General features: G+C 55.3%; 21 protein-coding genes. 9 read left to right on the top strand and 12 right to left on the bottom strand.

Translation table 11 applies throughout. From position 1 onward, the window contains the following. The first annotated feature begins 65 nt into the window (after nucleotides 1-65). Entirely contained in the window at nucleotides 66-1,115 is a 1,050-nt protein-coding gene (locus OGX81_RS20700; RefSeq protein ID WP_181397034.1) for a GGDEF domain-containing protein, read from the top strand. A 5-nt stretch (nucleotides 1,116-1,120) separates the two neighbouring features. On the opposite strand, the gene pptA is transcribed toward OGX81_RS20700, so the two are convergent. Together pptA and OGX81_RS20690 are read right to left on the bottom strand one after the other, a co-directional pair. Continuing rightward, entirely contained in the window at nucleotides 1,121-1,348 is a 228-nt protein-coding gene (gene pptA, locus OGX81_RS20695) for a tautomerase PptA (protein WP_049009881.1), read from the bottom strand. Nucleotides 1,349-1,456: 108 nt separating this feature from the next. After that, nucleotides 1,457-2,074, bottom strand: coding sequence for a glutathione S-transferase family protein (locus tag OGX81_RS20690; RefSeq protein ID WP_104868654.1), 618 nt, complete (start codon nucleotides 2,072-2,074; stop codon nucleotides 1,457-1,459). Between the two features lie 296 nt (nucleotides 2,075-2,370). On the opposite strand from OGX81_RS20690, the gene ansP reads away from it, so the two are divergent. Beyond that, entirely contained in the window at nucleotides 2,371-3,870 is a 1,500-nt protein-coding gene (ansP, locus tag OGX81_RS20685; RefSeq protein WP_104868653.1) for an L-asparagine permease, read from the top strand. Nucleotides 3,871-3,974: 104 nt separating this feature from the next. Here the strand turns inward: ansP and yncE are convergent, their stop codons facing one another. Then, the gene (yncE, locus tag OGX81_RS20680; protein WP_049009875.1) at nucleotides 3,975-5,036 is read right to left on the bottom strand and encodes a 7-bladed beta-propeller protein YncE; all 1,062 of its coding nucleotides are present in this window, start codon (nucleotides 5,034-5,036) and stop codon (nucleotides 3,975-3,977) included. A 265-nt stretch (nucleotides 5,037-5,301) separates the two neighbouring features. Here yncE and pqqU point away from each other — a divergent pair, with 265 nt between their 5' ends. Next, nucleotides 5,302-7,425 carry a TonB-dependent receptor PqqU gene (gene pqqU, locus OGX81_RS20675; RefSeq protein ID WP_104868652.1) on the top strand — a complete coding sequence of 708 codons (2,124 nt, stop codon included), beginning with the start codon at nucleotides 5,302-5,304 and terminating at the stop codon, nucleotides 7,423-7,425. 75 nt (nucleotides 7,426-7,500) lie between these two features. Here the strand turns inward: pqqU and curA are convergent, their stop codons facing one another. Both curA and OGX81_RS20665 read right to left on the bottom strand, forming a co-directional pair. Next, nucleotides 7,501-8,538, bottom strand: coding sequence for an NADPH-dependent curcumin/dihydrocurcumin reductase (curA, locus tag OGX81_RS20670; protein WP_104868651.1), 1,038 nt, complete (start codon nucleotides 8,536-8,538; stop codon nucleotides 7,501-7,503). Between the two features lie 48 nt (nucleotides 8,539-8,586). Beyond that, nucleotides 8,587-9,162 (bottom strand): helix-turn-helix domain-containing protein, encoded by a 576-nt coding sequence (locus tag OGX81_RS20665; RefSeq protein WP_286487634.1) that lies wholly within the window; start codon nucleotides 9,160-9,162, stop codon nucleotides 8,587-8,589. A gap of 37 nt (nucleotides 9,163-9,199) precedes the next feature. Here OGX81_RS20665 and OGX81_RS20660 point away from each other — a divergent pair, with 37 nt between their 5' ends. Together OGX81_RS20660 and OGX81_RS20655 are read left to right on the top strand one after the other, a co-directional pair. Continuing rightward, nucleotides 9,200-9,718 (top strand): GNAT family N-acetyltransferase, encoded by a 519-nt coding sequence (locus OGX81_RS20660; protein ID WP_071258341.1) that lies wholly within the window; start codon nucleotides 9,200-9,202, stop codon nucleotides 9,716-9,718. Next, on the top strand, nucleotides 9,715-10,164 hold the full coding sequence (locus OGX81_RS20655; RefSeq protein ID WP_104868649.1) for a DMT family transporter: 450 nt from the start codon (nucleotides 9,715-9,717) through the stop codon (nucleotides 10,162-10,164). The genes OGX81_RS20660 and OGX81_RS20655 overlap by 4 nt, the downstream gene beginning before the upstream one ends. 82 nt (nucleotides 10,165-10,246) lie before the next feature. Here OGX81_RS20655 and OGX81_RS20650 read toward each other — a convergent pair whose 3' ends face one another. Further along, a complete protein-coding gene (locus OGX81_RS20650) occupies nucleotides 10,247-10,480 on the bottom strand; it encodes a YdcY family protein (protein WP_104868648.1) in 234 nt (77 codons plus the stop codon). 17 nt (nucleotides 10,481-10,497) lie between these two features. Next, on the bottom strand, nucleotides 10,498-12,096 hold the full coding sequence (locus OGX81_RS20645; RefSeq protein WP_104868647.1) for an ABC transporter substrate-binding protein: 1,599 nt from the start codon (nucleotides 12,094-12,096) through the stop codon (nucleotides 10,498-10,500). Nucleotides 12,097-12,378: 282 nt separating this feature from the next. Between OGX81_RS20645 and OGX81_RS20640 the strand changes: the two genes are divergently transcribed. Genes OGX81_RS20640 through OGX81_RS20630 form a run of 3 tightly spaced genes read left to right on the top strand, consistent with a single transcriptional unit; the run spans nucleotide 12,379 to nucleotide 18,855 of the window. Further along, entirely contained in the window at nucleotides 12,379-13,704 is a 1,326-nt protein-coding gene (locus OGX81_RS20640; protein WP_104868646.1) for an SrfA family protein, read from the top strand. Nucleotides 13,705-13,708: 4 nt separating this feature from the next. Then, nucleotides 13,709-16,690, top strand: a complete 2,982-nt coding sequence (locus OGX81_RS20635; RefSeq protein WP_104869134.1) for a virulence factor SrfB — start codon at nucleotides 13,709-13,711, stop codon at nucleotides 16,688-16,690. Beyond that, nucleotides 16,687-18,855: a virulence factor SrfC family protein gene (locus OGX81_RS20630; RefSeq protein ID WP_104868645.1), complete on the top strand. Its 2,169-nt coding sequence runs from the start codon at nucleotides 16,687-16,689 to the stop codon at nucleotides 18,853-18,855. The genes OGX81_RS20635 and OGX81_RS20630 overlap by 4 nt, the downstream gene beginning before the upstream one ends. Before the next feature lie 65 nt (nucleotides 18,856-18,920). On the opposite strand, the gene OGX81_RS20625 is transcribed toward OGX81_RS20630, so the two are convergent. Continuing rightward, the gene (locus OGX81_RS20625) at nucleotides 18,921-19,094 is read right to left on the bottom strand and encodes a GhoT/OrtT family toxin (RefSeq protein ID WP_047464087.1); all 174 of its coding nucleotides are present in this window, start codon (nucleotides 19,092-19,094) and stop codon (nucleotides 18,921-18,923) included. Between the two features lie 191 nt (nucleotides 19,095-19,285). On the opposite strand from OGX81_RS20625, the gene yncL reads away from it, so the two are divergent. Continuing rightward, nucleotides 19,286-19,381 carry a stress response membrane protein YncL gene (gene yncL, locus OGX81_RS20620; protein WP_071818853.1) on the top strand — a complete coding sequence of 32 codons (96 nt, stop codon included), beginning with the start codon at nucleotides 19,286-19,288 and terminating at the stop codon, nucleotides 19,379-19,381. Nucleotides 19,382-19,479: 98 nt separating this feature from the next. Here yncL and patD read toward each other — a convergent pair whose 3' ends face one another. The 4 genes from patD to OGX81_RS20600 form a co-directional block, all read right to left on the bottom strand. Further along, nucleotides 19,480-20,904 carry an aminobutyraldehyde dehydrogenase gene (gene patD, locus OGX81_RS20615; protein ID WP_104868644.1) on the bottom strand — a complete coding sequence of 475 codons (1,425 nt, stop codon included), beginning with the start codon at nucleotides 20,902-20,904 and terminating at the stop codon, nucleotides 19,480-19,482. Between the two features lie 320 nt (nucleotides 20,905-21,224). Next, nucleotides 21,225-22,634, bottom strand: coding sequence for an aminotransferase-like domain-containing protein (locus OGX81_RS20610; RefSeq protein ID WP_104868643.1), 1,410 nt, complete (start codon nucleotides 22,632-22,634; stop codon nucleotides 21,225-21,227). 50 nt (nucleotides 22,635-22,684) lie between these two features. Next, complete coding sequence (locus OGX81_RS20605; protein ID WP_146209171.1) at nucleotides 22,685-23,101, bottom strand: type II toxin-antitoxin system HicB family antitoxin; 417 nt, start codon at nucleotides 23,099-23,101, stop codon at nucleotides 22,685-22,687. Between the two features lie 46 nt (nucleotides 23,102-23,147). Beyond that, nucleotides 23,148-23,324, bottom strand: coding sequence for a type II toxin-antitoxin system HicA family toxin (locus OGX81_RS20600; RefSeq protein ID WP_071818852.1), 177 nt, complete (start codon nucleotides 23,322-23,324; stop codon nucleotides 23,148-23,150). Between the last annotated feature and the right edge of the window lie 86 nt (nucleotides 23,325-23,410).

The raw sequence follows: 23,410 nt of genomic DNA, 5'->3' as shown, positions 1-23,410 counted from the left end.
CAGATAACGCTATGGCTCAGGATAACAGAAAAGCGAAACATACCATCTGGACCACTCGCGAGGATATGGTGAGACGAGGAATGGCTCTCAGCCTGCCGTGGTTTGCTTTTGTGAATATCAGTTTTGCGCTGATGATCTTTTTTCGTGACGCGTTATTCCACGATACCCACGCGCGCTATCTGGCAGAGATGCGTATTGTCCGCACTATTGATGACGCCGTTATCGGCATTATGCTGGTCTGTGCCCTGCTGTTGATTACCTCCCGGCGGCAATCCTGGCTGACGCAGGGATTATTAATCACCCTTAGCCTGTTCTGGTCCTGGTGCAGTTATTATTTCATCAGCCACTGGCAATTAACGTTCGCCTATCCTCTCTGCGCGGTGTTATTACTCAGCGCCGTGATCGCACTCTATTTTCATACGCCGAGCGTACTCGCTTTTCTGCTCCCGCTATGGCTGACCGTCCCCGTCGCCAGCGTTGTTTTGAATCAGAAAGTGAATATTCATTTCACGGTGATCTGGGGCATTTTCTCGCTTATTTTGCTGGGCGGCCGTTTTATGCTGATTCGCTGGTTTGATGAAGCCTGGCGACAGAATCAACACAACAACCTGCTTATTTCGCGCCTGGATAACCTTGCGCATCGCGACGCGCTCACCGGTACGGCAAACCGGCGCGCAATGGAAAAACTGCTGCATAGCGCAACGGCACAGCAAAATGCGTTTGCGCTGATCATGCTCGATGTCGATTTTTTTAAACGCTATAACGACGCCTACGGGCACCCGGCCGGCGATGCCTGCCTGAGTCAGGTCGCGGATATACTCGCTCAGTCGGTGCGTAGCCCGGAAGATGTGGTCGCCCGCTATGGCGGCGAAGAGTTCGCTGTTATTTTGTTTGACGCGACGTTGCAAGATGCAGAGCGCGTGGCGGCGAGAATACAACAAGCGCTGGAAGCGGCGGCGATCCCTCACCCGGCGTCAACGGTAAGTGACAGCGTCACGGTAAGTCAGGGTATCGCCTGCTCAGAGAAAGGCAAAACCGCTGAACAGACGATAGCGGATGCCGATGCTGCGCTGTACCGGGCCAAAGAGGCCGGACGGAATCGTTGGGCGCGCTGACAGCGTTACATGCTGTAGCCAGGTTTTTTAATCAGCGAGTCCATCTGCGGGGCGATTTCCGCGTCCCAGACGGTTTTCCAGGCATCCGGCTGAACCTGACTGAGCGCAATGCTTACCGAGCTGTCTTTACTTTGCAGATGGCGAATAATGACGTCGGTAATCTCCGCAGCCAGGGCGGCCTTCTCTTCGTCATTCAGTTCGCGAGGAAAACACTTAATATCAATGTGCGGCATAGCAGGTTCCTGTTCTTTTATTGTCTGAGTGAATATCACGTTATCACAGGAACGGCGAACGGTGTGTCCGTTAATGCGCGCTAACGGCCATCATCGGCATCGCCCGTGCTAAATGATGTCGTTATTTTTCAGCACCGTCTGGAGCGGTGGATGCTGGCAGACCGCATCGGCAATCGCGCTAATGTTCGGGGTGTTGTCCTGAAACCAGTCATGGCCCGGCCCCCAGGTGCGCATCACGCACAGATAACAGTCCAGTAGCGTTAGCTGCCCGCCAAAGGCGTAGGGTTCCGCTATCAGCCGATCGTTGAGCCATATATACAGCGCCTTACGGTATTCAAGGCAGCTTTTCTTCAACTGCTCCGGGGCATTTTGCACCCAGCGTTCAGGGTAATCAGCATACGTGAATGTGGGATAAACGTTCGCTACCAGCCAGATTAACAAACGCTGGAACTGCTGACGCTCGGCGTGTCCGACCGGCGGCGCGAGATCGGGACGGCGATCGAGGATCATCAGCGCAATGGCGGCGCTCTCCGTCATGATTTCTCCGTTTTCCAGCGCCAGCGTTGGAATCTGGCACAGCGGGTTGAGCTTCTGGAGCAGATCCCGCTGCGGCCCCTCGGCATCAAACCCCTTCACATCGATAAATTGATACGGAATCTCCGCCAGAGTCAGCATGACTTCGCTAATTGCCGAGCCCCAGCCGGGTACGCCATAAACTTTGATCATGCGGCCTCCACAACGTGTAAAACGCTAAGTGTAGTTGATTCACCGTGCTACTGGCTGAATCGTGACTACAGCGCGGCTGAGCTGACCACACGTAAAAGCACGACGTCTTAACGCTGCGTTTCCGGGTATGTTTTGCGTCGTTTAACAATTGCAGGTAGGATGCTCCGCCGATGGTTTTATCCCTACCACAGAATGATGGGAAAAACCGTTTCAGCGTTAGCCAGGCAATCGTTTGGTTAGCAAAAGGTGCGGCACAAAAAGTATCTCTTCTGTCCGACAGGTCAACAGGTAACACAATGAAAACACACAATACAAACGCGCTTGAACAACATGCCGCGAAACGACGCTGGTTGAACGCCCATGAAGAGGGTTATCACAAGGCGATGGGCAACCGACAGGTACAAATGATTGCCATTGGCGGCGCAATTGGCACCGGATTGTTTTTAGGGGCTGGCGCACGACTGCAAATGGCTGGCCCTGCCCTGGCGCTGGTTTATCTGGTATGCGGTATTTTCTCATTCTTTATTCTTCGCGCGCTCGGCGAGCTGGTTTTGCATCGCCCTTCCAGTGGCAGCTTCGTCTCCTACGCCCGTGAATTTTTAGGCGAGAAAGCGGCATACGTCGCAGGCTGGATGTACTTCATCAACTGGGCGATGACCGGGATCGTCGATATCACCGCAGTAGCGCTGTATATGCACTACTGGGGCGCATTCGGCGACGTTCCGCAATGGGTGTTTGCCCTGGGCGCGCTGGCGATCGTGGGCACAATGAACATGATTGGCGTGAAGTGGTTCGCCGAGATGGAGTTCTGGTTCGCGCTGGTAAAAGTGCTGGCGATTGTCCTGTTTCTGGTTGTCGGCACAATCTTTTTAGGAAGCGGCAAACCGCTGGATGGCAACACAACAGGCTTCCATCTGATCACCGATAACGGCGGGTTCTTCCCGCATGGCCTGTTGCCTGCTCTGGTGCTGGTTCAGGGCGTTGTCTTCGCCTTCGCGTCGATTGAGCTTGTTGGTACGGCGGCCGGAGAGTGCAAAGATCCGCAAACGATGGTGCCAAAAGCGATCAACAGCGTGATCTGGCGTATTGGCCTGTTCTATGTTGGTTCCGTTGTCCTGCTGGTGTTGCTGCTGCCGTGGAACGCGTATCAGGCCGGTCAGAGCCCCTTCGTGACCTTCTTCTCAAAACTGGGCGTGCCTTACATCGGCAGCATTATGAACATTGTGGTGTTGACGGCGGCCCTCTCCAGTCTGAATTCAGGCCTGTACTGCACCGGCCGTATTTTACGTTCGATGTCGATGGGCGGTTCCGCGCCGAAATTTATGGCGAAAATGAGCCGTCAGCAGGTGCCGTACGCCGGTATTCTGGCGACGCTGGGCGTGTATGTCATCGGGGTGTTGCTCAACTATCTGGTGCCTTCTCAGGTTTTCGAAATTGTCCTTAACTTCGCATCGCTGGGTATTATCGCCTCCTGGGGCTTCATCGTGGTGTGCCAGATGCGTTTGCGTAAGGCGATTAAAGAAGGCAAAGCGGCAGACGTCAGCTTTAAGTTACCGGGCGCGCCGTTTACCTCCTGGCTCACCCTGCTGTTCCTGCTGAGCGTTCTGGTGCTGATGGCGTTTGATTACCCTAACGGCACCTATACCATCGCTTCACTTCCGCTGATTGCCATTCTGCTGGTCGCTGGCTGGTTTGGCGTGCGCAACCGCGTGGCGGAAATTCACCGTACCGCGCCGGTTGTGCCGCAGGAAGAGAATAAACAGGACATGGTATTACGAGAAGAGACGGCGAGTTAACACTGGCAGCCCGGTGGCGTGACGTTTATCGGGATGTTGTTACGCAGTAAAAAGGAGGGGCAAGCCCCTCCTTTTTACTTAATGCTTACAGCGTTATTTCACCGTTACAGCGCGATGCGGATAACATCATCTGGCTGAGTGGCTTCCTGCTCACGGGTTGATTTCTGCTTCACGCTCACGAACAGCGTTTGCCCGTCCGCAGACAGCGCCAGGCTATTCGGGAATGTCGGCGTGTCGTAAGTTTTCACGACCTTATAGCTTTTCGCGTCAATCACGCTCACTTTACCGGCCTGGCGGTGCGTCACATAGGCTTCGTTGCGGGTCGGGTTGAACAGCACGGCCAGTGATTCCGGCGCGGCTACTTTTGCCAGCACATTGCCATTACGGGTATCTACCACCAGAACTTCAGCCGCTTTGGAGTCGGTGATGAAAGCGCGATGGCCTGCGGTGTCGAGGCTCAGGTTGATAAAGAAGTGCTCTTTCCCGTCATCCAGCAATGTCTTGCGGCTCAGGATCTTGTTGTCCGCAGTATCGATGGTGATGAACTCGCCGTCTGCGTTAGTGGTGTAAAGACGCTTCGCTTTACTGTCAATGGCCAGACCCGTGCTCATTTTACCGGTATTCTGAATGGTCGTTTTCAGGGCGATTTTTTCACCGTCAACCACCCAAATCACGCTCTCTTTACCAATGCCGCTGATATATACGGTGTTGGTCGCATCATCGCTGACCAGTTCGCGTGGTTGCAGCGGACGGACATCTTCGGAACGCTTGCGCTCATCCAGCACCAGACGCCCTTTTACATCACCTGTTTTGGCATCGATTGCCGTCAGCGCACTGTTTACGGTGTTACCAAACCACAGCGTTTGCGTCGCGTTGTTGATGGTCGCGCCAAACGGTTTGAGATCGTTATGGATGGCCTGCGTCACCTCAAGGGTAACCGGGTCGAGGCGATAAACTACCCCACCTTTGTCCGTTTTGCGGCTTTGCGAAGTAGCCAGCCACAGCGCATTTTCCTGCTGGCTATAGGCCATTTCATAAGCGCCCTTGCCGACGGCTTTACGCAGCATTTCTTCTGCCGCCTGCGTGCTAAATGAAGACGCGACCAGCAGTGAACCTAACAGTAAAGAACCACGCAGGCGCGGCGAAAACAGATGACGTAAATGCATGACGACTCCCTTTGATAAACACGTTTGTAGCTGCTTCACATGGCTTCGGCGAGTGAATCCATGTCCCACTCGCTGTATGTAGATGCGAATAGTAATCATTATTTAGTGCAAAGTGGAGCGTTTCTTTGCAGGCAGTCTACAATTTCTTTAATTTTTTCATGTTCCATTAACGCATCGTGCTATTAAATTTTTCATATATTTACAAAGTAATTAAAGTATTCATTAAATTTCATTTGGCACGTTTACTCGTGATTGGTTTTTTTTCATGAAGATCATTACCGCTCGTCAGGCCGCATTTCCCGCCCTTTTATTCCCTTTCGTTTTCTCGCCGGTGAGCCAGGCGGCCACGGCTGAAGATGAACAAACGATGATTGTTAGCGCGACGCCGCAAACGGTGTCTGAACTGGACACGCCCGCCGCCGTCACCGTGGTTGAAGGGGAAGATATGCGACTGGCGACGCCGCGTATTAACCTGTCTGAATCCTTAAATGGCGTGCCCGGTTTGCAGGTGCAAAACCGTCAGAACTATGCGCAGGATTTACAGTTGTCAATTCGCGGATTTGGCTCCCGCTCTGCGTACGGCATTCGCGGTATTCGTCTGTATGTTGACGGCATCCCGGCCACCATGCCGGACGGACAAGGGCAGACGTCCAATATCGATCTGAGCAGCGTCCAGAATGTGGAAGTGCTGCGCGGCCCCTTCTCCGCGCTGTACGGCAACTCTTCCGGCGGCGTGATGAACGTGACGACGGAAACCGGACGCCAGCCGCCGACGATTGAAGCCAGCAGCTATTACGGCAGTTTCGGGAGCTGGCGCTATGGCATGAAAGCCACGGGGGCGATGGGTGACGGAACGCAGGCGGGTGACGTGGATTACACCGTCTCCACGACCCGATTCACCACCCACGGTTTTCGCGATCGCAGCAGCGCGCAAAAGAATCTGGCTAACGCAAAACTGGGGGTGCGTCTGGACGATGCCAGTAAGTTAAGCCTGATTTTCAATAGCGTAGACATTCACGCGAACGACCCCGGCGGCCTGACCGAATCCGAATGGAAAGCCAACCCGCAGCAGTCGCCGCGTGCCGAACAGTTCAACACGCGAAAAACCATCAAGCAGACTCAGGCAGGCCTGCGCTATGAGCGTCAGCTCAGCGAACACGACGATCTGAGCGTGATGATGTATGCCGGTGAACGTGAAACCACACAATACCAGTCCATACCGATGGCGCCGCAGCGGGATAACCCCGCGCATGCAGGCGGCGTAATCGTGCTTCAGCGTCATTATCAGGGTATCGACACCCGCTGGACGCACCGGGGCGAGCTGGGCGTACCTGTGACGTTCACCACCGGCCTGAACTATGAAAATATGAGCGAAAATCGCAAGGGTTACGAGAACTACCGCCTGAATAACGGCGTGCCGCAGTTTGGCGTGAAAGGCGATTTGCGTCGTAATGAGCGCAACCTGATGTGGAACGCCGATCCCTACCTGCAAACGCAGTGGCAACTGACCGAAAAACTTTCGCTTGATGCCGGCGTGCGGTACAGCTCAGTCTGGTTTGACTCTAACGATCATTACGTTACGCCTGGAAACAGAAATGACAGCGGCGAGGCCAGCTACCATCAATGGCTCCCTGCCGGGGCGCTCAAGTATGCGTTCACCGATGCGTGGAACGTTTATCTGGCCGCAGGGCGCGGTTTTGAAACGCCGACCATCAATGAACTCTCCTATCGCCCGGACGGACAAAGCGGCCTGAACTTCGGCCTGAAACCCGCCACCAATGACACGGTGGAAATTGGCAGTAAAACGCGTATTGGCGATGGTTTACTGACGGCGGCGCTCTTCCAGACGGATACGGATGATGAAATTGTCGTCGCTACCAGCGGCGGTGGGCGCACCACATATAAAAACGCCGGTAAAACCCGCCGTCAGGGCGCGGAATTATCATGGGATCAGCGTTTCGCCGGTAACTGGCGGGTAAACGCCTCCTGGACCTGGCTGGATGCGACCTACCGCAGCAACGTCTGCAAAAGTGGCGATTGCAACGGTAACCGCATGCCGGGCATTGCGCGTAATATGGGGTTCGCCTCTCTGGGATATGTACCGGATGAAGGCTGGTATGCCGGCACCGATGCCCGCTATATGGGGGACATCATGGCAGACGATCACAACACGGCAAAAGCGCCCTCGTATACCGTGGTTGGTCTGAACACCGGGTATAAGTTTAACTACAGCAACTTAACGGTCGATGTGTTTGGCCGGGTCGATAACCTGTTTGATAAAGAGTATGTCGGTTCGGTGATCGTCAACGAATCAAACGGACGCTATTACGAACCGGCGCCGGGGAGAAACTACGGCGTTGGCGTCAATCTGGCATGGCGTTTTGAGTAAGCACCAGAGCTAAAAAAGCTAAAAAAATAGCGGGGAATCGCCCCGCTATTTTTTAATGTCATGCAGCGTCAATTCTCAGGCATCATCCGCCAGGCGAATCACGACCTTGCCGAAGTTCTTCCCGGTCAGCAGACCGATAAACGCCTCCGGCGCTTTTTCCAGTCCGTCGGTGATCTGTTCGCGGTAGTGGATCTTCCCTTCTTTGACCCAACGCCCCATCTCCTGCTGAAACTCATGAATCCGGTGCCCGTAGTCCTGACCAATAATAAACCCTTGCAGGCGGATGCGTTTTTTTAACAGCGTCGCCATTAATAGTGGCAGCCGGTCAGGTCCGTCGGGGAGTTTTGTGGCGTTATATCCGCTCACCAGACCACACAACGGGATACGTGCCGAAGTATTCAACAGCGGCAGAACCGCATCAAACACCTTGCCGCCGACATTTTCATAATACACATCAATCCCCTGCGGGCAGGCTTTCGCCAGTTGTTCCGCAAAATCCGCCGCGTGGTGATCGAGGCATATGTCAAAACCGAGAATCTCGGTCGCGTAGCGGCATTTTTCTGCGCCGCCTGCGACACCCACCACATGACAGCCCTTCAGTTTGCCTATTTGCCCGACGGTTGCGCCGACCGGCCCGGTGGCGGCAGCAACGACCAGCGTTTCCCCTGCTTTGGGCTGGCCGATATCCAGCAGTCCCATATAGGCGGTAAAGCCCGGCATCCCCAGCACGCCCAGCGCCCATGACGGATGCTCAGGGTTGTCACCGAGTTTCACCAGCCCTTTCCCGTCGGAAATATCATAATCCTGCCAGCCGCTGTAACTTAATACCCATTCTCCCGGATGGTAATCAGGGTGACTGGACTCCACGACCCGGCTGACCGTTCCGCCAACCATCACGCCGTCGATCTCCACTGGCGGTGAGTAGGACGGTTCGTCGCTCATTCTTCCGCGCATGTAGGGATCGAGGGACAGGAAAATTGTACGTAACAGCACTTGCCCTTCACCGGGCGTCGCCACGTCGTCCTCTTCCATGCGGAAGTTGCTCTCAACCGGCGCGCCATGCGGGCGCGAAGCCAGAACCCAACGACGATTACGGTATGCTTGTTGGCCCATGATGTTCTCCTCTGCTTGTGGCATGAATCCCTCAATAGTAGCCGAACATTAATTACCCGCGTGGTTTAAGCGCACAACCAGGTAAACGCATGTTTCCTGCGTCTCATTGATAAAACGGCAGTCGTTTGGCGGCCCCAGCTCCAGGCAGTCGCCCGCTTTCATCTCATGGCGAACCCCGCCTTCGACAAAGACCAGCTTTCCCTGCTGTAGCCAGATAAGCTGTCTTGCCAGCGCGTAGGATGCCGCAGGCATCGGTACGTCACTCCCCGCCGGAAGCGAGATTTGTACGAGATCGATGGGCAGGTCGCTGCGCGGTGAAACGTGGCGGCGCAGGTAGTGCGTCTGCGGGTCGTGCCAGACGGGTTGATCGGCAAAACGCAGCAGCTTGCCCTCCTGCATTTCTGCCCGCGCGATCAGCGTCGACATGCTGATGCCAAACGCCCCGGAAAGCCGCCCCAGCAGCGTGGCCGTCGGGCTGCTCTCTCCGCGTTCGATTTTGTGGATCATGGCGCGCGATACGCCTGCCCGCTCGGCAAGCTCCGTCAGCGACCAGCCCCGCGATTCACGCTCAATGCGAATTCTTGCACTGATCCGTTGATTTATGCTGTCTTCGATAGTATTCATATCGTAATACTATAGTGAACAACAACTGAGGTTCAACATGTCTATTCGATTTGCTGGCAAAGAAGACTGCGCCGCCATCGCCGAAATCTACAATCACGCGGTATTGCACACGGCGGCAATCTGGAACGATCAAACGGTCGATGTGGATAACCGCATCGCATGGTTTGATGCGCGTCAGCTATCAGGCTATCCGGTTCTGGTCAGTGAAGAGAATGGCGTCGTCACCGGGTATGCCTCCTTTGGCGACTGGCGTAACTTTGACGGTTTCCGCCATACGGTCGAACATTCCGTATATGTCCACCCGGATCATCAGGGGAAAGGCCTCGGACGGGCGCTTCTCAGCCGTCTGATCGAGGAAGCGCGCGCATGTGGCAAGCATGTGATGGTCGCCGGAATCGAGTCGCAAAATCAGGCATCGCTGCATCTGCACGAAACGCTGGGGTTCAGCATTACCGCCCAAATGCCGCAGGTTGGCACCAAATTCGGCCGCTGGCTGGATCTGACGTTTATGCAGCTTCAGCTTGACGATCGCCGCGACCCGGATGCGCGCGGATGAACCAGACGCTGACCCTCGCCTTTCTGATTGCCGCCGGTATTGGGCTGGTTGTGCAAAACACGCTTATGGTGCGCATTACACAGAACTCATCAACGATTCTCATCGCTATGCTGCTGAATTCGCTGGTCGGGATTGTCCTGTTTGTCAGCATTTTGTGGTTTAAACAAGGCGCGGCGGGGTTTAGCGAGCTGGTTTCCAGCGTGCGCTGGTGGACGTTGATTCCCGGCTTGCTCGGATCGTTTTTCGTTTTCGCCAGTATTAGCGGGTATCAGTACGTTGGCGCAGCGACAACTATCGCGGTTCTGGTTGCCAGCCAGCTTATTGGCGGCCTGGTATTGGACATTTTGAGAAGTCATGGCGTGCCGTTACGTGCGCTGGCAGGCCCGGTTTGCGGCGCGGTGTTGTTGGTGATCGGCGCGTGGCTGGTCGCCAGACGCCAGTTTTAACTGCCGCTTCGCCGGATAGCGGCGTCGCGGCGTAAACGCTTTATCCGGCCTGTACATCCCTCACAGGCCGTGCTTATCAACGTCAGAGAATGCTACCACCTTTGGTAAGCTGTTCGCGACGCGCTTCCATATCTTCCTTGTACTGACGACCGTGATGCGCAATCGCCGTCCGTAGCCGCTGTTGCTGGGTGTAACGATCTTCCCGGCTCAGTTCGGCGTCATCGCTCAGCGCGATCAGCAGTTCGTTCATATGGGTAATGACGCTCTCTTTGATAGCGGCATCTACGCGCGCAGTGACCTCTTCCAGGTGCGACATAAACTCTCCTTAAACCATCAATTCAATTTAGCTTTTGAAAAATCACTGCCCATCAGGCTTACGCTGTATCCGGTTACGTTGCTGCGTGTGGCGTAGAACGTTTTGCCGTTTGCCAGCGCGATCCACGGCGCTTGCTGATAGAAAATATCCTGCGCCTGCTGGTAGAGCTGCGCACGTTCTTCCGGCTTGCTCACCCGTTTCGCTTTCTGGACGAGATCATCATACCCTTTATCGCACCAGCGCGCGGCATTTGAGCCGGTTTTTATGCTATTGCAGCCCAGCAGCACATCGGCAAAGTTATCTGGATCGCCATTGTCAGACATCCAGCCGAACAGCGCGGTATCGTGCTCGCCTTTACGCATCCCGGACAGATACTCTCCCCATTCGTAAGAGACGATTTTCGCCGTCACGCCGACTTTTGCCCAGTCGCTCTGGATCATTTCCGCAATGCGCCGGGAATTGGGGTTATAAGGGCGTTGCACCGGCATCGACCAGAGCGTTGCCTCAAACCCCTTCTCCAGCCCCGCCTGCTTCAGCAAATCTTTGGCTTTTTGCGGATCGTAGTCGTAATCCTTCAGGTTGTTATTAAAGCCCATCATATTTGGCGGGATGGGCGATTTCGCCACCGTACCGGAACCGAGGAACACCGCGTTGATAATGGCTTTTTTATCAGTGGCGTAATTTAACGCCTGGCGCACCAGTACGTTATCAAACGGTTTTTTTTCGGTATTAAAGGCCAGATAGCCGACGTTCAGCGCATCGACCGAATGCAGCGTTAACGCGTTATTCTTTTTAATCTCGTCAAACTGTACGGGGGATGGCGCCGGAATAATCTGGCACTCGTTGGTTTGCAGTTTTGCCAGGCGCGTCTGGGCGTTAGGCGTAATCGAGAAAATAAGATGTCTGGTCGGCACTTCGCCATCCCAGTAGTTCGGGTTTGCCAGGTAGCGAATCTGTGAATCCTGCTTGTAGTGTTGCAGTACGTAAGGGCCAGTGCCGACAGGCCAGTTATCGACGTTTTCCGGTGTGCCTTTTTTCAGCATCGCATCGGCATACTCTGCGGAGAGAATGGAGGCGAAATCCATGCCCCAGTCAGCGAGGAATGCCGCATTGGGTTCGTTCAACACAAACTGGACGTGATAATCGTCGACCTTTTTTACCTCTTTAATCAACTTATCGAGGCCGACATCATTGAAGTATTCGTAGCTGCCCTGCGACACATTATGGTACGGATGATCCGCATCCTTCTGGCGCAGCACCGAGAAAATAACGTCATCGGCATTAAAATCGCGCGTCGGTTTAAAGAATTTATTGCTGTTGAATTTCACACCCTGACGCAGCGTAAACGTGTATGTTTTCCCGTCCGGGGAAATCGTCCAGTCGGTCGCCAGCGACGGCACCGGCGTATTTTTTACCGGATCGAAATTGATCAGTCGGTTGTACAGCACCTGCGAACTGGCCACGAATGACGGGCCGGAGCTGGCGATTTGCGGGTTAAACGATTCGGGTGAGGCTTCAGAACAGTAGATGATGGTATCGGTATTGGCCGCAAATGCCACCCCTGCCGGTAAAAGTGCGCTGAGCGCCAGCGCGAGCAACGTTTTCCCTGTAGACATCGTTATAAGCCTTTTCATTTGATTATAAAGAGTGTCATATGAGCATAGCTTACAAAAGCTGACAAATAACGAATCACTCTCAGGTTATTCCGTTCTGGTATTCATCGCTGATGAATGCGTCCTGCGGCGTGAAATAATTTCCCTTAAGTCTTTTTGAAAACGTCAAGATTTTTCCCCCGGCGCTATGCCATGAAAATTAGCCCCTTTTTGCCTCTCTTCCGCCGTTTGCTTGTCTTTGTAATCCGTAAAGTAGATGCGTGAAGAAGTCTAAGGGACAACAACGTGGCAAAAACTCTCTTACGTAGCGGCAATCTGGACGACTATCAGGCCGTGGGCGGCGGCGGTCAGGCCGTATTTGATTCCGCATTGCAAATTCGTGAAACGCTTCGTCTGCGTAAACAGCAGGCAATGGTGGATTGTCTGGCGATCCCGCAAATTAATGACAGCGGCGATCGCGTCGACTGGTATTCCCCGGTCGAGGGAAAAGCCATCGCATGGAAGGCCGCAGAGGAAGAAGCGCGATTTCGGGCGCTGCGCTACCTGAGCAGCACGCTGGAAAACGCGGCGGCGCTGAGCCGCAAAAGTCTGCAATCCGGGAAAACTTCGTTGCAGCTGTTCGGTTCCCTGCTGGAAAAAGCGGTTCAGTTCCCTGGGGAAAACCACGTTTTTCTGGTTGATGGCAAACCGGTCATCACCTTCTGGGGGTTTGTGAATCTTAATGAAAACACCCGTGAGGACGTACTTGACTGCCTGCGCGCCATTGATGTTCCGCCCGTCCTGCCACCTGCCGCTGAACCCGAGCAGGAGGTGGAAGATGAGCCGTTGCCAGAGGTGACGTTTGCCCGTTCCGATGAGCCATTACTGACGCCGGTGATGATTGAACGCCCCCAGGAACCCGAACCTGAACCGGTCGCCCCTGTTGTTGTCAGCGAACCGCAAGCGCCTTCGCCATCTCCAACCGCTCCCGTGAAGCCCTCTTCGCGTCTGCCGCTATGGAGTCTGCCGGTTGCCGCCGTGATTGTTGCCGCCGTTGCGGCGCCGCTGTTATGGAAACCGTCTGCCCCCGCCGCCACGACGGTCAGTACGCCGGTTGTCGCCGCGAAAGTGGACAGTAAACCGTTGCCGAAGATGATTGCCCAACTGCCGCTGCATCAGGCGGAAGTGATTCCGCCAGTGAAAAAAGCGAAGCCCGCAGATGAACCGGTGGTGATCGCCGCCATCCCCAAAGATGCGCTGGTGATGGATGCCGGTCAGATGAAAGCGGGAGTCACGCGCTTTTTGAATGGAAACTGGCGCGTACTGATTGACGTTAAAGATCCGGTCAGCGGAAAAGCGCCTTCGCTGCGTTACCAGATCCAGAACAACAAAGGCACCGCCCGGGTGGTACACGGCGACAACATCGTCTGCCGGGCGGACATTTTCTCCGGCCTGCATCAGACCGGAGAGCTGATGATCAAGAGTCGTGGTCACGCACGTTGCACCGATGGTTCGCGCTACCCGATGCCGGAAATCACCTGTAAAGCCAGCACGAATGACGTTGCGGCTTGCTCAGCGCGTTATGACGCCCATGCAGAAGTCCCGTTGACGATCAAAAAGATAGGTGCCTGATTTTATGTTGGTGAATCTGTGTGATTACAAACAGAGCGTAACGCTCATCGCAAACAGCGGCGTACAATTCCTCGACTTCGGCCTGACGCCGCAGGAGTCTGCCCATCTTGGTCGTTTCGTGCGTAAAACGGCGAACGGCCCCCTGCTCCGGCTCGACTTTGATCTGACCAACGGGCGCTATACGGTACCGGGGCGCACGGGGGGGCAACCTGAAGTGGTCAAACCGGAAAGCACCCAGATGTTGCACTATTCGCTGGATGTGCTGGATGGCGTCTGGTTGCCGCTCCCTTTCCTGCGCTTTAACCCTCCCCGTACGTTTGTGGAAGGCCCCGACAACTGGGCGCGCGTACAGGTGCGTAAGCTGCCTGAACCCGACAGCGCGGGTCATACGCACCGCATTACCGTGGCGCTGGACAGCCAGTTAAGCGAGAACGCGCCGGCGGCGCTGGCGCCTAACGAAAACGACCTGCTCAATGGCACGCGGTTCGCGCTGGCCTGGCGCGATGATGAAATTGCCGATTTTCTTGACCAGACGTGGATTGACGGCTGGCTGCGTGAATCCTTCCTTCACCACGTCACCCAGGAGGAGAACCGCTCCGAGCAGGAGATTCAGCAGGCGCTGCGTAACTTTGAGTACCAGGCGCACTGGTTGAATCTGATGACGTTACTGGGGGAACAGCTTTCCGTACCAGAGGTGAAGCTGGTCACCCACACGCTCAGCACGCCTGCGATTCCGGTGGTTCTGATTCTGGACGTCGGCAATACCCATACCTGCGGCGTATTGATTGAAGATCACGGCGACGCCAATGACGGTTTGCGCCAGACGGCGGAATTACAGGTACGCTCCTTAAGTGAGCCGCAATGTCTTAACGATCCGCTGTTCACCAGCCGACTGGAGTTCTCTGAAGCGCGTTTCGGCAAACAGCATTTTTCGGTTGAAAGCGGCCGCGACGACGCCTTTATCTGGCCATCGATTGTGCGCGTGGGCGACGAAGCCCGCAAACTGGCTATGCAGCGTCTGGGAACGGAAGGCAGCAGCGGGATCTCCAGCCCGCGTCGTTATTTGTGGGACGAAACCCCGGTTTTACAGGACTGGCGCTTCAGCCAGATGAACAGCAAAACGCAGCGAGAACCGCTCGCCACCGCCTTCCCGCTGATGAATCTGATGAATGACGACGGACAACCGTTATTCAGCCTGCCGCCCGATGACCGGTTGCCGGTCTTTTCGCCGCAGTACAGCCGCAGCACGCTGATGACGCACATGCTGTGCGAAATTCTGTCGCAGGCGCTGGGGCAAATGAACAGCGTGGCGACGCGGTTACGCCTCGGTTTTCCGGCGTCGCCGCGTCAGTTGCGCACGCTGATTCTGACCCTGCCATCGGCAATGCCGAAACAGGAACGCGAAATTTTCCGCCAGCGTATGTTCGAAGCCATCGCACTGGTATGGAAAGCGATGGGCTGGCATCCGCAGGATGAGGATTTTTCCTCCCGTAAACAGCAGGAAAAGAGCGTTGTTCCGGTGCCGGACATTCAGATGGAATGGGACGAAGCCAGCTGCGGACAGCTGGTATGGCTGTATAACGAAGCGATTTCCCATTACGCCGGGCGCACGGAGACGTTCTTCAACGCCCTGGCTCGCCCGGACCGTTTGCCGGAACCGGGCGAAACCAAAGGTCGGGCGCTACGCGTGGCGTCTATCGACATTGGCGGCGGCACGACGGATATGGCGGTCGTCCACTACCAGCTTGATGACGGCGTCGGCGCGAACGTCAAGATCACCCCGCACTTACTGTTCCGTGAAGGGTTTAAAGTCGCGGGCGATGACATGCTGCTGGACGTCATCCAGAAATGCATATTGCCTGCGCTGCAAACCCGCTTGCAGCAGGCCGGCGTGACGGATGCCGCCGCCCTGCTGGCAACGCTGTTTGGAGATTCAGGCCGCATTGATACGCAGGCGATTTTGCGTCAACAAACGGCGCTACAGCTGTTTATGCCGCTGGGGCACGCCGTACTGGCCGCCTGGGAACAGAGCGATGTTAACGATTCGCTGGCGGGTCTACACGCGACCTTCGGCGAACTGCTGACTCAACGCCCTACGCGCAACGTGATGAATTACATCCAGCAGGCGATCGACCATGCGCTGCCTTCAGGCTCGCCGACGTTCGATCTGCTGAGCGTGCCGTTGCAGGTGCAGTTCAGCCACTTACAGGAGGCACTACTGGCCGGTCAGTTTACCCTGACCTCGCCGCTGCATGCCGTTTGCGAAGCGATTTCTCATTACCGCTGCGACATTCTGCTGGTGACGGGCAGACCAACCTGCCTGCCCGGCGTGCAGGCGCTGATCCGCCATTTACAGCCGGTTCCCGTTAACCGCATCGTCTGGATGGACAAGTATCGCGTCCATGAATGGTATCCCTTCAGCCAACAGGGGCGGATTGGCAACCCGAAATCAACCGCCGCCGTGGGGGCGATGCTGTGCAGCCTGGCGCTGGATTTACGGCTGCCGCGCTTTAACTTTAAAGCCGCCGATATCGGCGCCTATTCCACCGTACGCTATCTCGGCGTTCTGGATAACACGGTCAATACCTTGCGCGATGAAAACGTCTGGTATCAGGAGATCGATCTCGATAAACCCGGCGCGAAGCTGGATACCCGTCTGCACTTCCCACTTCGCGGCAATGTGACGCTCGGTTTCCGCCAACTGGCGAACAGCCGCTGGCCTGCGACCCCACTCTATACCCTGAGCATTAACTCAGCAGAGCTGGCGAAAACCATCGCCGGTGATGGCGTTCTCAATGTCCGGCTGCAACTGCGCGGCGGGAACAAAGAGATGGGGCCGGAATCGTTTGTGCTGGGTGACGCCTGGCTACAGGATGGAACGCCCGTCGCCGCGAATGCCCTGACCTTAAAACTGAATACCCTGGCCGACCGTCGTCATAGCGGCAGCCACTACTGGATCGACAGCGGGAGCGTGTACCTGAAATGAGCAAGACGTTAAACACCACACAGGCCGCCATTGCGTGGGTTAACCATACACGTCAGCACGCAGTACGCCTGGATGATGAAGCGGACGCCCTGCTGGCGCAGCTCACACTCGCCGCCGCCGGTGAATCGGCGCTGAATGCCGCGCAACAGGCAAGAGGCAGCATCGGTTTGTATGGCCATTCACAATCCTCAAAAGCGCATCTGCTTGGCGCGCTGTGCGGTAACGGTGAGGGAAAACTGAACATCGCCACGCCGGATCGCTGCTTTGACTATTTTACCCATATCAACCCAGGCCATGCGCCAGCCAATATGGCGATCCGTTTTACGCAGGATGAAAACGCGGCGGTTGATAGCGAATGGCCGCTGCGTTTGCGGCTCATCAGTGAAGCTGAACTGGTACAACTGTTTATCGCCTGGGCCAGCGCCTCGCCCGATAACCGGCAGGTCGAAAAATCCATTATTGAGACGCGGTTAGAAAAGTGGCAGGCGCTGCGTCAGCGTCAGCCGGTTCAGGGCGTGACCGCAGAGGACGTCGCGGCCATTGCCCGTTTCTGGCGCGCCTGCGTTCCTGTCGGGCAACAGCAAATCGACGATGCGCTCTGGCATCAGTTCGCCTCCCTGCTGCCCTCGGTGGATCTGACGACCCGCGCCAGCGCCTGGGCATTACTCTGGGGCGAACAGCCTGAATTAACGCAACAGTGGCTAACGCTGGCGCGTACGCTGCAACAGACCGGCCATGCGCAAGAGTTAGCGGCGCCGTTGAGTCTGCTGGTCGATCATTTTGGCCTTCCGGCAGAAAGTTTTCTGACCCAGGGCGCGTTATCCGGCAACGACGCGCAGAGCGACGTCGTTGTACATCCTGTCGAGCACCATCAGTTACTCAATGCGGTGAGCCTCTCTCTGGATTCACTGGCTTTGCTGACGCGTGAACTGGTGCTTAGCGTTGAAAACACGGCGCTGGATAATGTCGATCTGCTGGATATTCCGCTGGCGCCGGATGCGCACCCGCATCCACTCTGGCGGGCAAAACTCGGCTGGATGCTGGAACATTATCGCCAACATTTGCAGCCCGATGTGCTGGTCATTTGCAATGCCACCTCCGCCCGGTCGCACACGCCCGCTGCCGCCCGCACGCTGCTGGGCTGGGTGAACGATACACAACCGCTGCGCGACGCCGCGCTACCGGGCGTGGTCTGGGCCATTACGCCGCAGGATGCGCGTTTCACAACGCAGCAGAATCTTGATGAAGCCGTGCAGCAGTTAATGGGGAAACCCGGCCTTCACTGGGGCACCCTTCAGGCGCTGGATAAACACAGCTTGCAGCGTCTGGTGGAATGGCTGTCACAGGCGACATCGCCGTTACAGCGCCAGGCGCGGCTGGCCTCCCTGTGTGAGCAGCATCAACAACGGCTTCATGACCTGCTGTTGAGCCATATCACCCCGGAAGACAGCGGCAGTAAGGCGACGGAATCCGTTATTCGCCAGCTTCAGGGGCAGGCCGCCCGGCATGGCGAGTTGCTCGACGGGCTTCTGCCGCCGATACACCATTTTGAGTCGCTTTTGCGTATCCAGCAGCCGCGCGAGGAGCAGGTCAGCGGCCTGTTTAATGAAGCGATCGATCTGTTTGCGGATGAGCCAGACGCTCCCCGCCCGGCAGAAAACAAAGAGACAGGGTATCTGGCCCACAAAATGTGGATTAACCATGTGCGCCAGTGGAGCCGAAATGAGAGCAACGCCCGTCGTTTAGGTCTGGAGTCGCATACGCTCAGGCTGGTCGTGGATATTCTGATTACCGCCAGCTATCGGCTTAATGTGCCTCAGCAGTTACAGCAGATTATGCAGCGTGAAGAGGTTTGCGGCGCGCAGCTGCATGCCGGGATCGGTAACTTTATCGCCTGGCTTGGCTACGAAAATGTGGCGGAGGACGCCAGACCCGCCAGCCGGTTCCAGAAAGGATCGGCGATCTTCAGCGCGCCTCGCCTGCAACCGATGGCCCGGCTCACCCAACTGGATGAACAGCCGGTACATGCCGCCAGTCGCTATGTGTATGACTGGCTGGTCGCGCTCTATACCCGGGCAAATGAAAATAAGGGGTATCAGCATCCGCAGGATGTGTCCGACGCCGACAAAAAACGGCTGATGGCGCTGCTCATGCTCAATGCCTGATGGCGCTACGCAACATCGTAAGCCGGATAAGGCGCTCGCGCCGCCATCCGGCCATCTTCATCTCATCAAAACAACGAAAATAACAATGCGACGGGCAGACTCATCGGCCAGGTTGCGCCCACGAGAACGGCGCTCAGAAAGCGGATACGTTTTTTATCGTGGGAAAGAAACCAGGTAATCAGGCAGGCAATCGCCGCCATCACTGCGTAAAAAACCAACATTTTTTGGTAGAGCGACATTTCGGGCATCCGAACCAGAGGGGAAAAACGCGCGCAATATGCTCTTTTTTTTGACGTACATCAAGTTTTATCCGTACTATTCAGCAAAACGCTGAAATAGCTGCACCATCCACCATGTTCATATTTTGTCTTATTGCGGATTGCCTGAACCCGTACTATACACAAAGGGGTCATAACGAAAGGTGGCAAAAATGAATGTTTCCAGTAAAACCGTGGTGCTGATAAATGTCTTTGCTGCTATTGGACTTTTTGGCCTTATCTCATTGAGATTCGGCTGGTTTGCCTGATGTACTGAGTGCTTGCTGCGCATACTGGCAGAGAGCGTTCCTCCTCTCTGCCATCGATTTACGATCTTCCCATGCCGCGCCGGAACGGTAAATTATCCTTAATGTTTAACCATTATGTGGCGGATAACCGTATAGTCTTCCAGCCCATAAAGTGACATATCCTTGCCGTAACCCGAGCGTTTTTGCCCACCGTGCGGCATCTCGCTCACCAACATGAAATGCGTATTAACCCAGGTGCAGCCATACTGCAATCGCGCGCTCAGGCGATGCGCTCGGCCCACATCTTTCGTCCAGACGGATGATGCCAGCCCGTACTGAGTATCATTTGCCCACGCCAGCACCTGCTCTTCATCATCAAACACCGTCATGCTGACAACCGGGCCGAACACTTCTCGCTGCACGATGGCGTCCTCCTGTTTTGCGCCGGCCAGCAGCGTTGGCGCAAAATAGTATCCTGCGCTGTCCAGTTTCTGGCCGCCGGTCACCACGTTGATATGTCCGAGCGCTTTCGCCTCTTCCACCGCTTTTGTCACTCGCTCAAGGTGCGCCTGCGAGCTGAGCGGCCCAAGCTCAGTCGATTCGTCGTTTGGCGAACCGGTTTTCAGGCTGGAGACCGCCGCGCCGAGTTTCTCAACCAGCGCGTCATAGATCCCTTTTTGCGCATAGATACGACAGGCCGCCGTACAATCCTGCCCGGCATTGTAGAAACCGAACGTTCGCACACCTTCGACAACGGCATCCAGATCGGCATCATCAAAGACAATCACCGGAGCCTTACCGCCTAATTCCATGTGCGTGCGCTTAATGGAGGGTGCGGTATGTTGAATAATGTGCTCGCCCGTCGCAATCGAGCCGGTCAGGGAGACCATCCGTACTTTTTCATGCCCGGTGAGCGGATCGCCAACCGTCTTGCCCCGCCCGAACAGCACGTTAAGCACGCCTGGCGGGAAAATATCCTTCGCAAACTCCGCCAGCTTCAATGCCGTCAGCGGCGTGATTTCAGACGGTTTTATCACCACGCAGTTACCCGCCGCCAGCGCTGGCGCCAGTTTCCAGGCCGCCATCATCAGCGGATAGTTCCACGGCGCGATCGAGGCGACGACCCCAACCGGATCGCGGCGGATCATCGAGGTATGCCCTTCCAGATACTCCCCCGCCGCCAGGCCGTTCAGACAGCGTGCGGCGCCGGCAAAGAAGCGAAATACATCGACAATCGCCGGGATCTCATCATTGAGCGCGCAATGCAGCGGCTTCCCGCAGTTTTGCGACTCCAGTTCGGCGAATGTCTGCGCATTTTCCTCAATCACGTCCGCCAGCGTTAACAGCAGCTCCGCTCTGGCTTTTGGCGTGGTTTGCCCCCATTCCGCGAACGCCCGGTCTGCGGCGCGAACGGCGGCGTCTACCTGTGCGGGCGACGCCTCTGCAATCTCCAGAATCACCTCGCCCGTCGCCGGGTTGTAGACGGGCTGTTTTTCACCTTCACCGCTGACCAGCTCGCCGTTAATCAGTAATTGATGTGGCATACATCTTTACTCCTGTCGCAAAATATTGAGCGGCAGCCTTGCCGTAAATATATGTCCTTTCCTAAAAATAGTCGGCGCGTCTGCCGCGCACCTGTTGGGATAAGGAATTTTAATCAGGTTGTGAGCTGACGCGCATTACGCCGCTCCACGCGGCGCACATGTTCCATCTTTCGGAGTATAGACAAGGAGTTAGGCTGAGGATGGAAAAGACGGGGGGTATTGATATTTCCTATGGCGAGTCAGCGATAAATAACGTTCTGCCCTGATAATCGATACGTTTTCTCTATTTTGGCTAAAACAAAAAGATGGCAACGCGTATTTTATTTCAGCATATCGCGAATAAGTTTCCCCAGTTGAGATACCGCCTGCTCCTCTCTTTCTCCCCACCCCCATGCGGTATTAAACCGGAAAAAATGCGACCAGGTATCTGAGGTCGAAAACATTTTACCGGGGGCGATACTGATCTGATGCGCCAGAGCCTGCGCACTGAGTTCCCCGGCATCAAGAGATTCGGGCAGTTCCAGCCAGAGAAAATAGCCGCTGTCATTGTGGTGAATCTTCACCTCAGCGGGCAGATGGCGCAGCAGCGTTTGCCAGGCCTGCTGTTTTCGCTCCGCCAACTGGCGGCGCAGACGACGCAAATGCGCGTCATAGCGGCGTGTCGAAAGATAATCGACCAGAGCAAGCTGCATTGGTGAACTGGTGGATAGCGTACTCATCAGCTGTAGCCGCTGAATTTGTCTGGCGTACTTTCCCGCTGCAACCCAACCGATACGAAAACCGGGAACCAGACATTTCGAGAATGACGAGCAATGCAATATTTTGTCGCGGCGATCCCAGGCTTTGGCAGGTAGCGGTTTGTCGCGGCCAAAATAGAGCTCGCTGTACACGTCATCTTCAATCAGCACGACGTTGTACTGCTCCAGTAACGCGACCAGCCGCGCTTTTTTCTCCGGGCTAAGGGTGAAGCCGAGCGGGTTTTGGCTATTGGTCATCAGCCAGCACGCCTTCACCGGATACTCCTGTAATGCCTGTTCCAGCGCCGCTAAATCGATCCCCTCTTTTACATCCGTGGCGACCGAAAGCGCCTTCAGGCGGAGTCGCTCCAGCGCCTGTAACGCGCCATAAAAGCAGGGATTCTCCACAATAACCCAGTCACCCGGTTCGGTAACCGCCTGAAGGCTGAGGTTCAGGGCTTCCAGCGCCCCGGCGGTAATGACGATTTCATCAGGAGAGACGGTAATTCCCTGCTGCGCATAGCGTCGGGCGATGGCATGGCGTAGCTCGCTGTTCCCCGGCGGCAGGTTCTCAATCACGCTCATGGCCGTGGCGGTTTTACTGACCTGCGCCAGGGAACGGTTAAGCTGCTGCAACGGAAACAGACGCGGGTCTGGAAAGGCAGAGGCGAACGGCATCACCGACGCATCCCGGCTGGCCTGCAACATTTCGAAAATATAGGTATTAATATCAACGGATTCATCGCGCATTACCTGCACGGGCGGCATCGCAGGCTGGCGCACCGGGCGCGCCGCCACGTAATAACCCGACTGCGGACGCGCAATAATGCGCCCCTGGCTTTCCAGCAACTGATACGCATGTCCTACGGTCATAAAACTCATGCCGCTGCTGACCACCTGCTCACGCAAGGAGGGTAATCGATCGCCAGGCTGCCACACGCCGGAGGCGATTTGATCGCAAATTTGTTCCGCCAGTCGCTGATATTTCTTCATCGTTTTTTTATTTCACACAATATGTAAGCCTGCTGGAACAACCGGAAAAGCTAAAGCATAGTCAGCGATAACTCTTTGCCCAATGCTCTGGCCGCAATCTGCACAGCATCGATTTTCGTTGCGTGTTTTAAGTCGAATAGTCGGGTAATTTCCTGCTTGGGTCTGCCAATGCGCCTCGCCAGCTCCTGCTGCGTGATTTTTGATTCAAGGAACGCATTCAACAAAAGGACTTTAGACGCAATGCTTAGAGGAATCTCCACATAATCATCAGCTGCATCAACCATTGAAGGTAAAGGAATTGGCTGGTTATCTTCAAAATAAAATTCAAAGGCGGTGACTAATGCGCCCTGCGCGGCTTCGAGAGACTCATGGCGGGTGTCACCTTGTGTTAACGCCTCTGGAATGTCCGGGAACGACACAACATAACCCCCTTCTTCTGCGGGAATGAGATTGACGGGATAACGCATAGTTTCTGGTAACGCTCTCATGTGATCAACCTTATATATCTGATGATTAATTCAAACCAAGCTGCTTTAGTATTGCTTTACGCAGGGTGTCTTTAATTTCATCACCAGGATGTCTGGGCATGACGCTTCGTTTGTCGTGATATCTCAACTTCAAATGATTCGTTCCATTTGTTACATCGACTCCCTGAGATTCAAGCCAGCGTCTGAACTCGCTCTGCTTCACCGCGCCTCCCTGCCATGTATTATAACCATAAGGTAAACATTTTTGTTTACCTTTTCTCTTTTTTTGAATGTTATACACCCCGAAAT

Origin of the sequence: Citrobacter sp. CK206, assembly GCF_030333125.1 — a bacterium.
Taxonomy (GTDB): Bacteria; Pseudomonadota; Gammaproteobacteria; order Enterobacterales; family Enterobacteriaceae; genus Citrobacter_B; species Citrobacter_B koseri.
This window is presented reverse-complemented; position numbering and strand designations above follow the sequence as displayed.

Excerpts from the sequence above, each read along its gene's own strand:
- OGX81_RS20700 (WP_181397034.1), top strand. The coding sequence starts at position 66 with ATGGTGAGACGAGGAATGGCTCTCAGCCTGCCGTGGTTTGCTTTTGTG.
- pptA (WP_049009881.1), bottom strand. The coding sequence starts at position 1,348 with ATGCCGCACATTGATATTAAGTGTTTTCCTCGCGAACTGAATGACGAA.
- OGX81_RS20690 (WP_104868654.1), bottom strand. The coding sequence starts at position 2,074 with ATGATCAAAGTTTATGGCGTACCCGGCTGGGGCTCGGCAATTAGCGAA.
- ansP (WP_104868653.1), top strand. The coding sequence starts at position 2,371 with ATGAAAACACACAATACAAACGCGCTTGAACAACATGCCGCGAAACGA.
- yncE (WP_049009875.1), bottom strand. The coding sequence starts at position 5,036 with ATGCATTTACGTCATCTGTTTTCGCCGCGCCTGCGTGGTTCTTTACTG.
- pqqU (WP_104868652.1), top strand. The coding sequence starts at position 5,302 with ATGAAGATCATTACCGCTCGTCAGGCCGCATTTCCCGCCCTTTTATTC.
- curA (WP_104868651.1), bottom strand. The coding sequence starts at position 8,538 with ATGGGCCAACAAGCATACCGTAATCGTCGTTGGGTTCTGGCTTCGCGC.
- OGX81_RS20665 (WP_286487634.1), bottom strand. The coding sequence starts at position 9,162 with ATGAATACTATCGAAGACAGCATAAATCAACGGATCAGTGCAAGAATT.
- OGX81_RS20660 (WP_071258341.1), top strand. The coding sequence starts at position 9,200 with ATGTCTATTCGATTTGCTGGCAAAGAAGACTGCGCCGCCATCGCCGAA.
- OGX81_RS20655 (WP_104868649.1), top strand. The coding sequence starts at position 9,715 with ATGAACCAGACGCTGACCCTCGCCTTTCTGATTGCCGCCGGTATTGGG.
- OGX81_RS20650 (WP_104868648.1), bottom strand. The coding sequence starts at position 10,480 with ATGTCGCACCTGGAAGAGGTCACTGCGCGCGTAGATGCCGCTATCAAA.
- OGX81_RS20645 (WP_104868647.1), bottom strand. The coding sequence starts at position 12,096 with ATGTCTACAGGGAAAACGTTGCTCGCGCTGGCGCTCAGCGCACTTTTA.
- OGX81_RS20635 (WP_104869134.1), top strand. The coding sequence starts at position 13,709 with ATGTTGGTGAATCTGTGTGATTACAAACAGAGCGTAACGCTCATCGCA.
- OGX81_RS20630 (WP_104868645.1), top strand. The coding sequence starts at position 16,687 with ATGAGCAAGACGTTAAACACCACACAGGCCGCCATTGCGTGGGTTAAC.
- OGX81_RS20625 (WP_047464087.1), bottom strand. The coding sequence starts at position 19,094 with ATGTCGCTCTACCAAAAAATGTTGGTTTTTTACGCAGTGATGGCGGCG.
- yncL (WP_071818853.1), top strand. The coding sequence starts at position 19,286 with ATGAATGTTTCCAGTAAAACCGTGGTGCTGATAAATGTCTTTGCTGCT.
- patD (WP_104868644.1), bottom strand. The coding sequence starts at position 20,904 with ATGCCACATCAATTACTGATTAACGGCGAGCTGGTCAGCGGTGAAGGT.
- OGX81_RS20610 (WP_104868643.1), bottom strand. The coding sequence starts at position 22,634 with ATGAAGAAATATCAGCGACTGGCGGAACAAATTTGCGATCAAATCGCC.
- OGX81_RS20605 (WP_146209171.1), bottom strand. The coding sequence starts at position 23,101 with ATGCGTTATCCCGTCAATCTCATTCCCGCAGAAGAAGGGGGTTATGTT.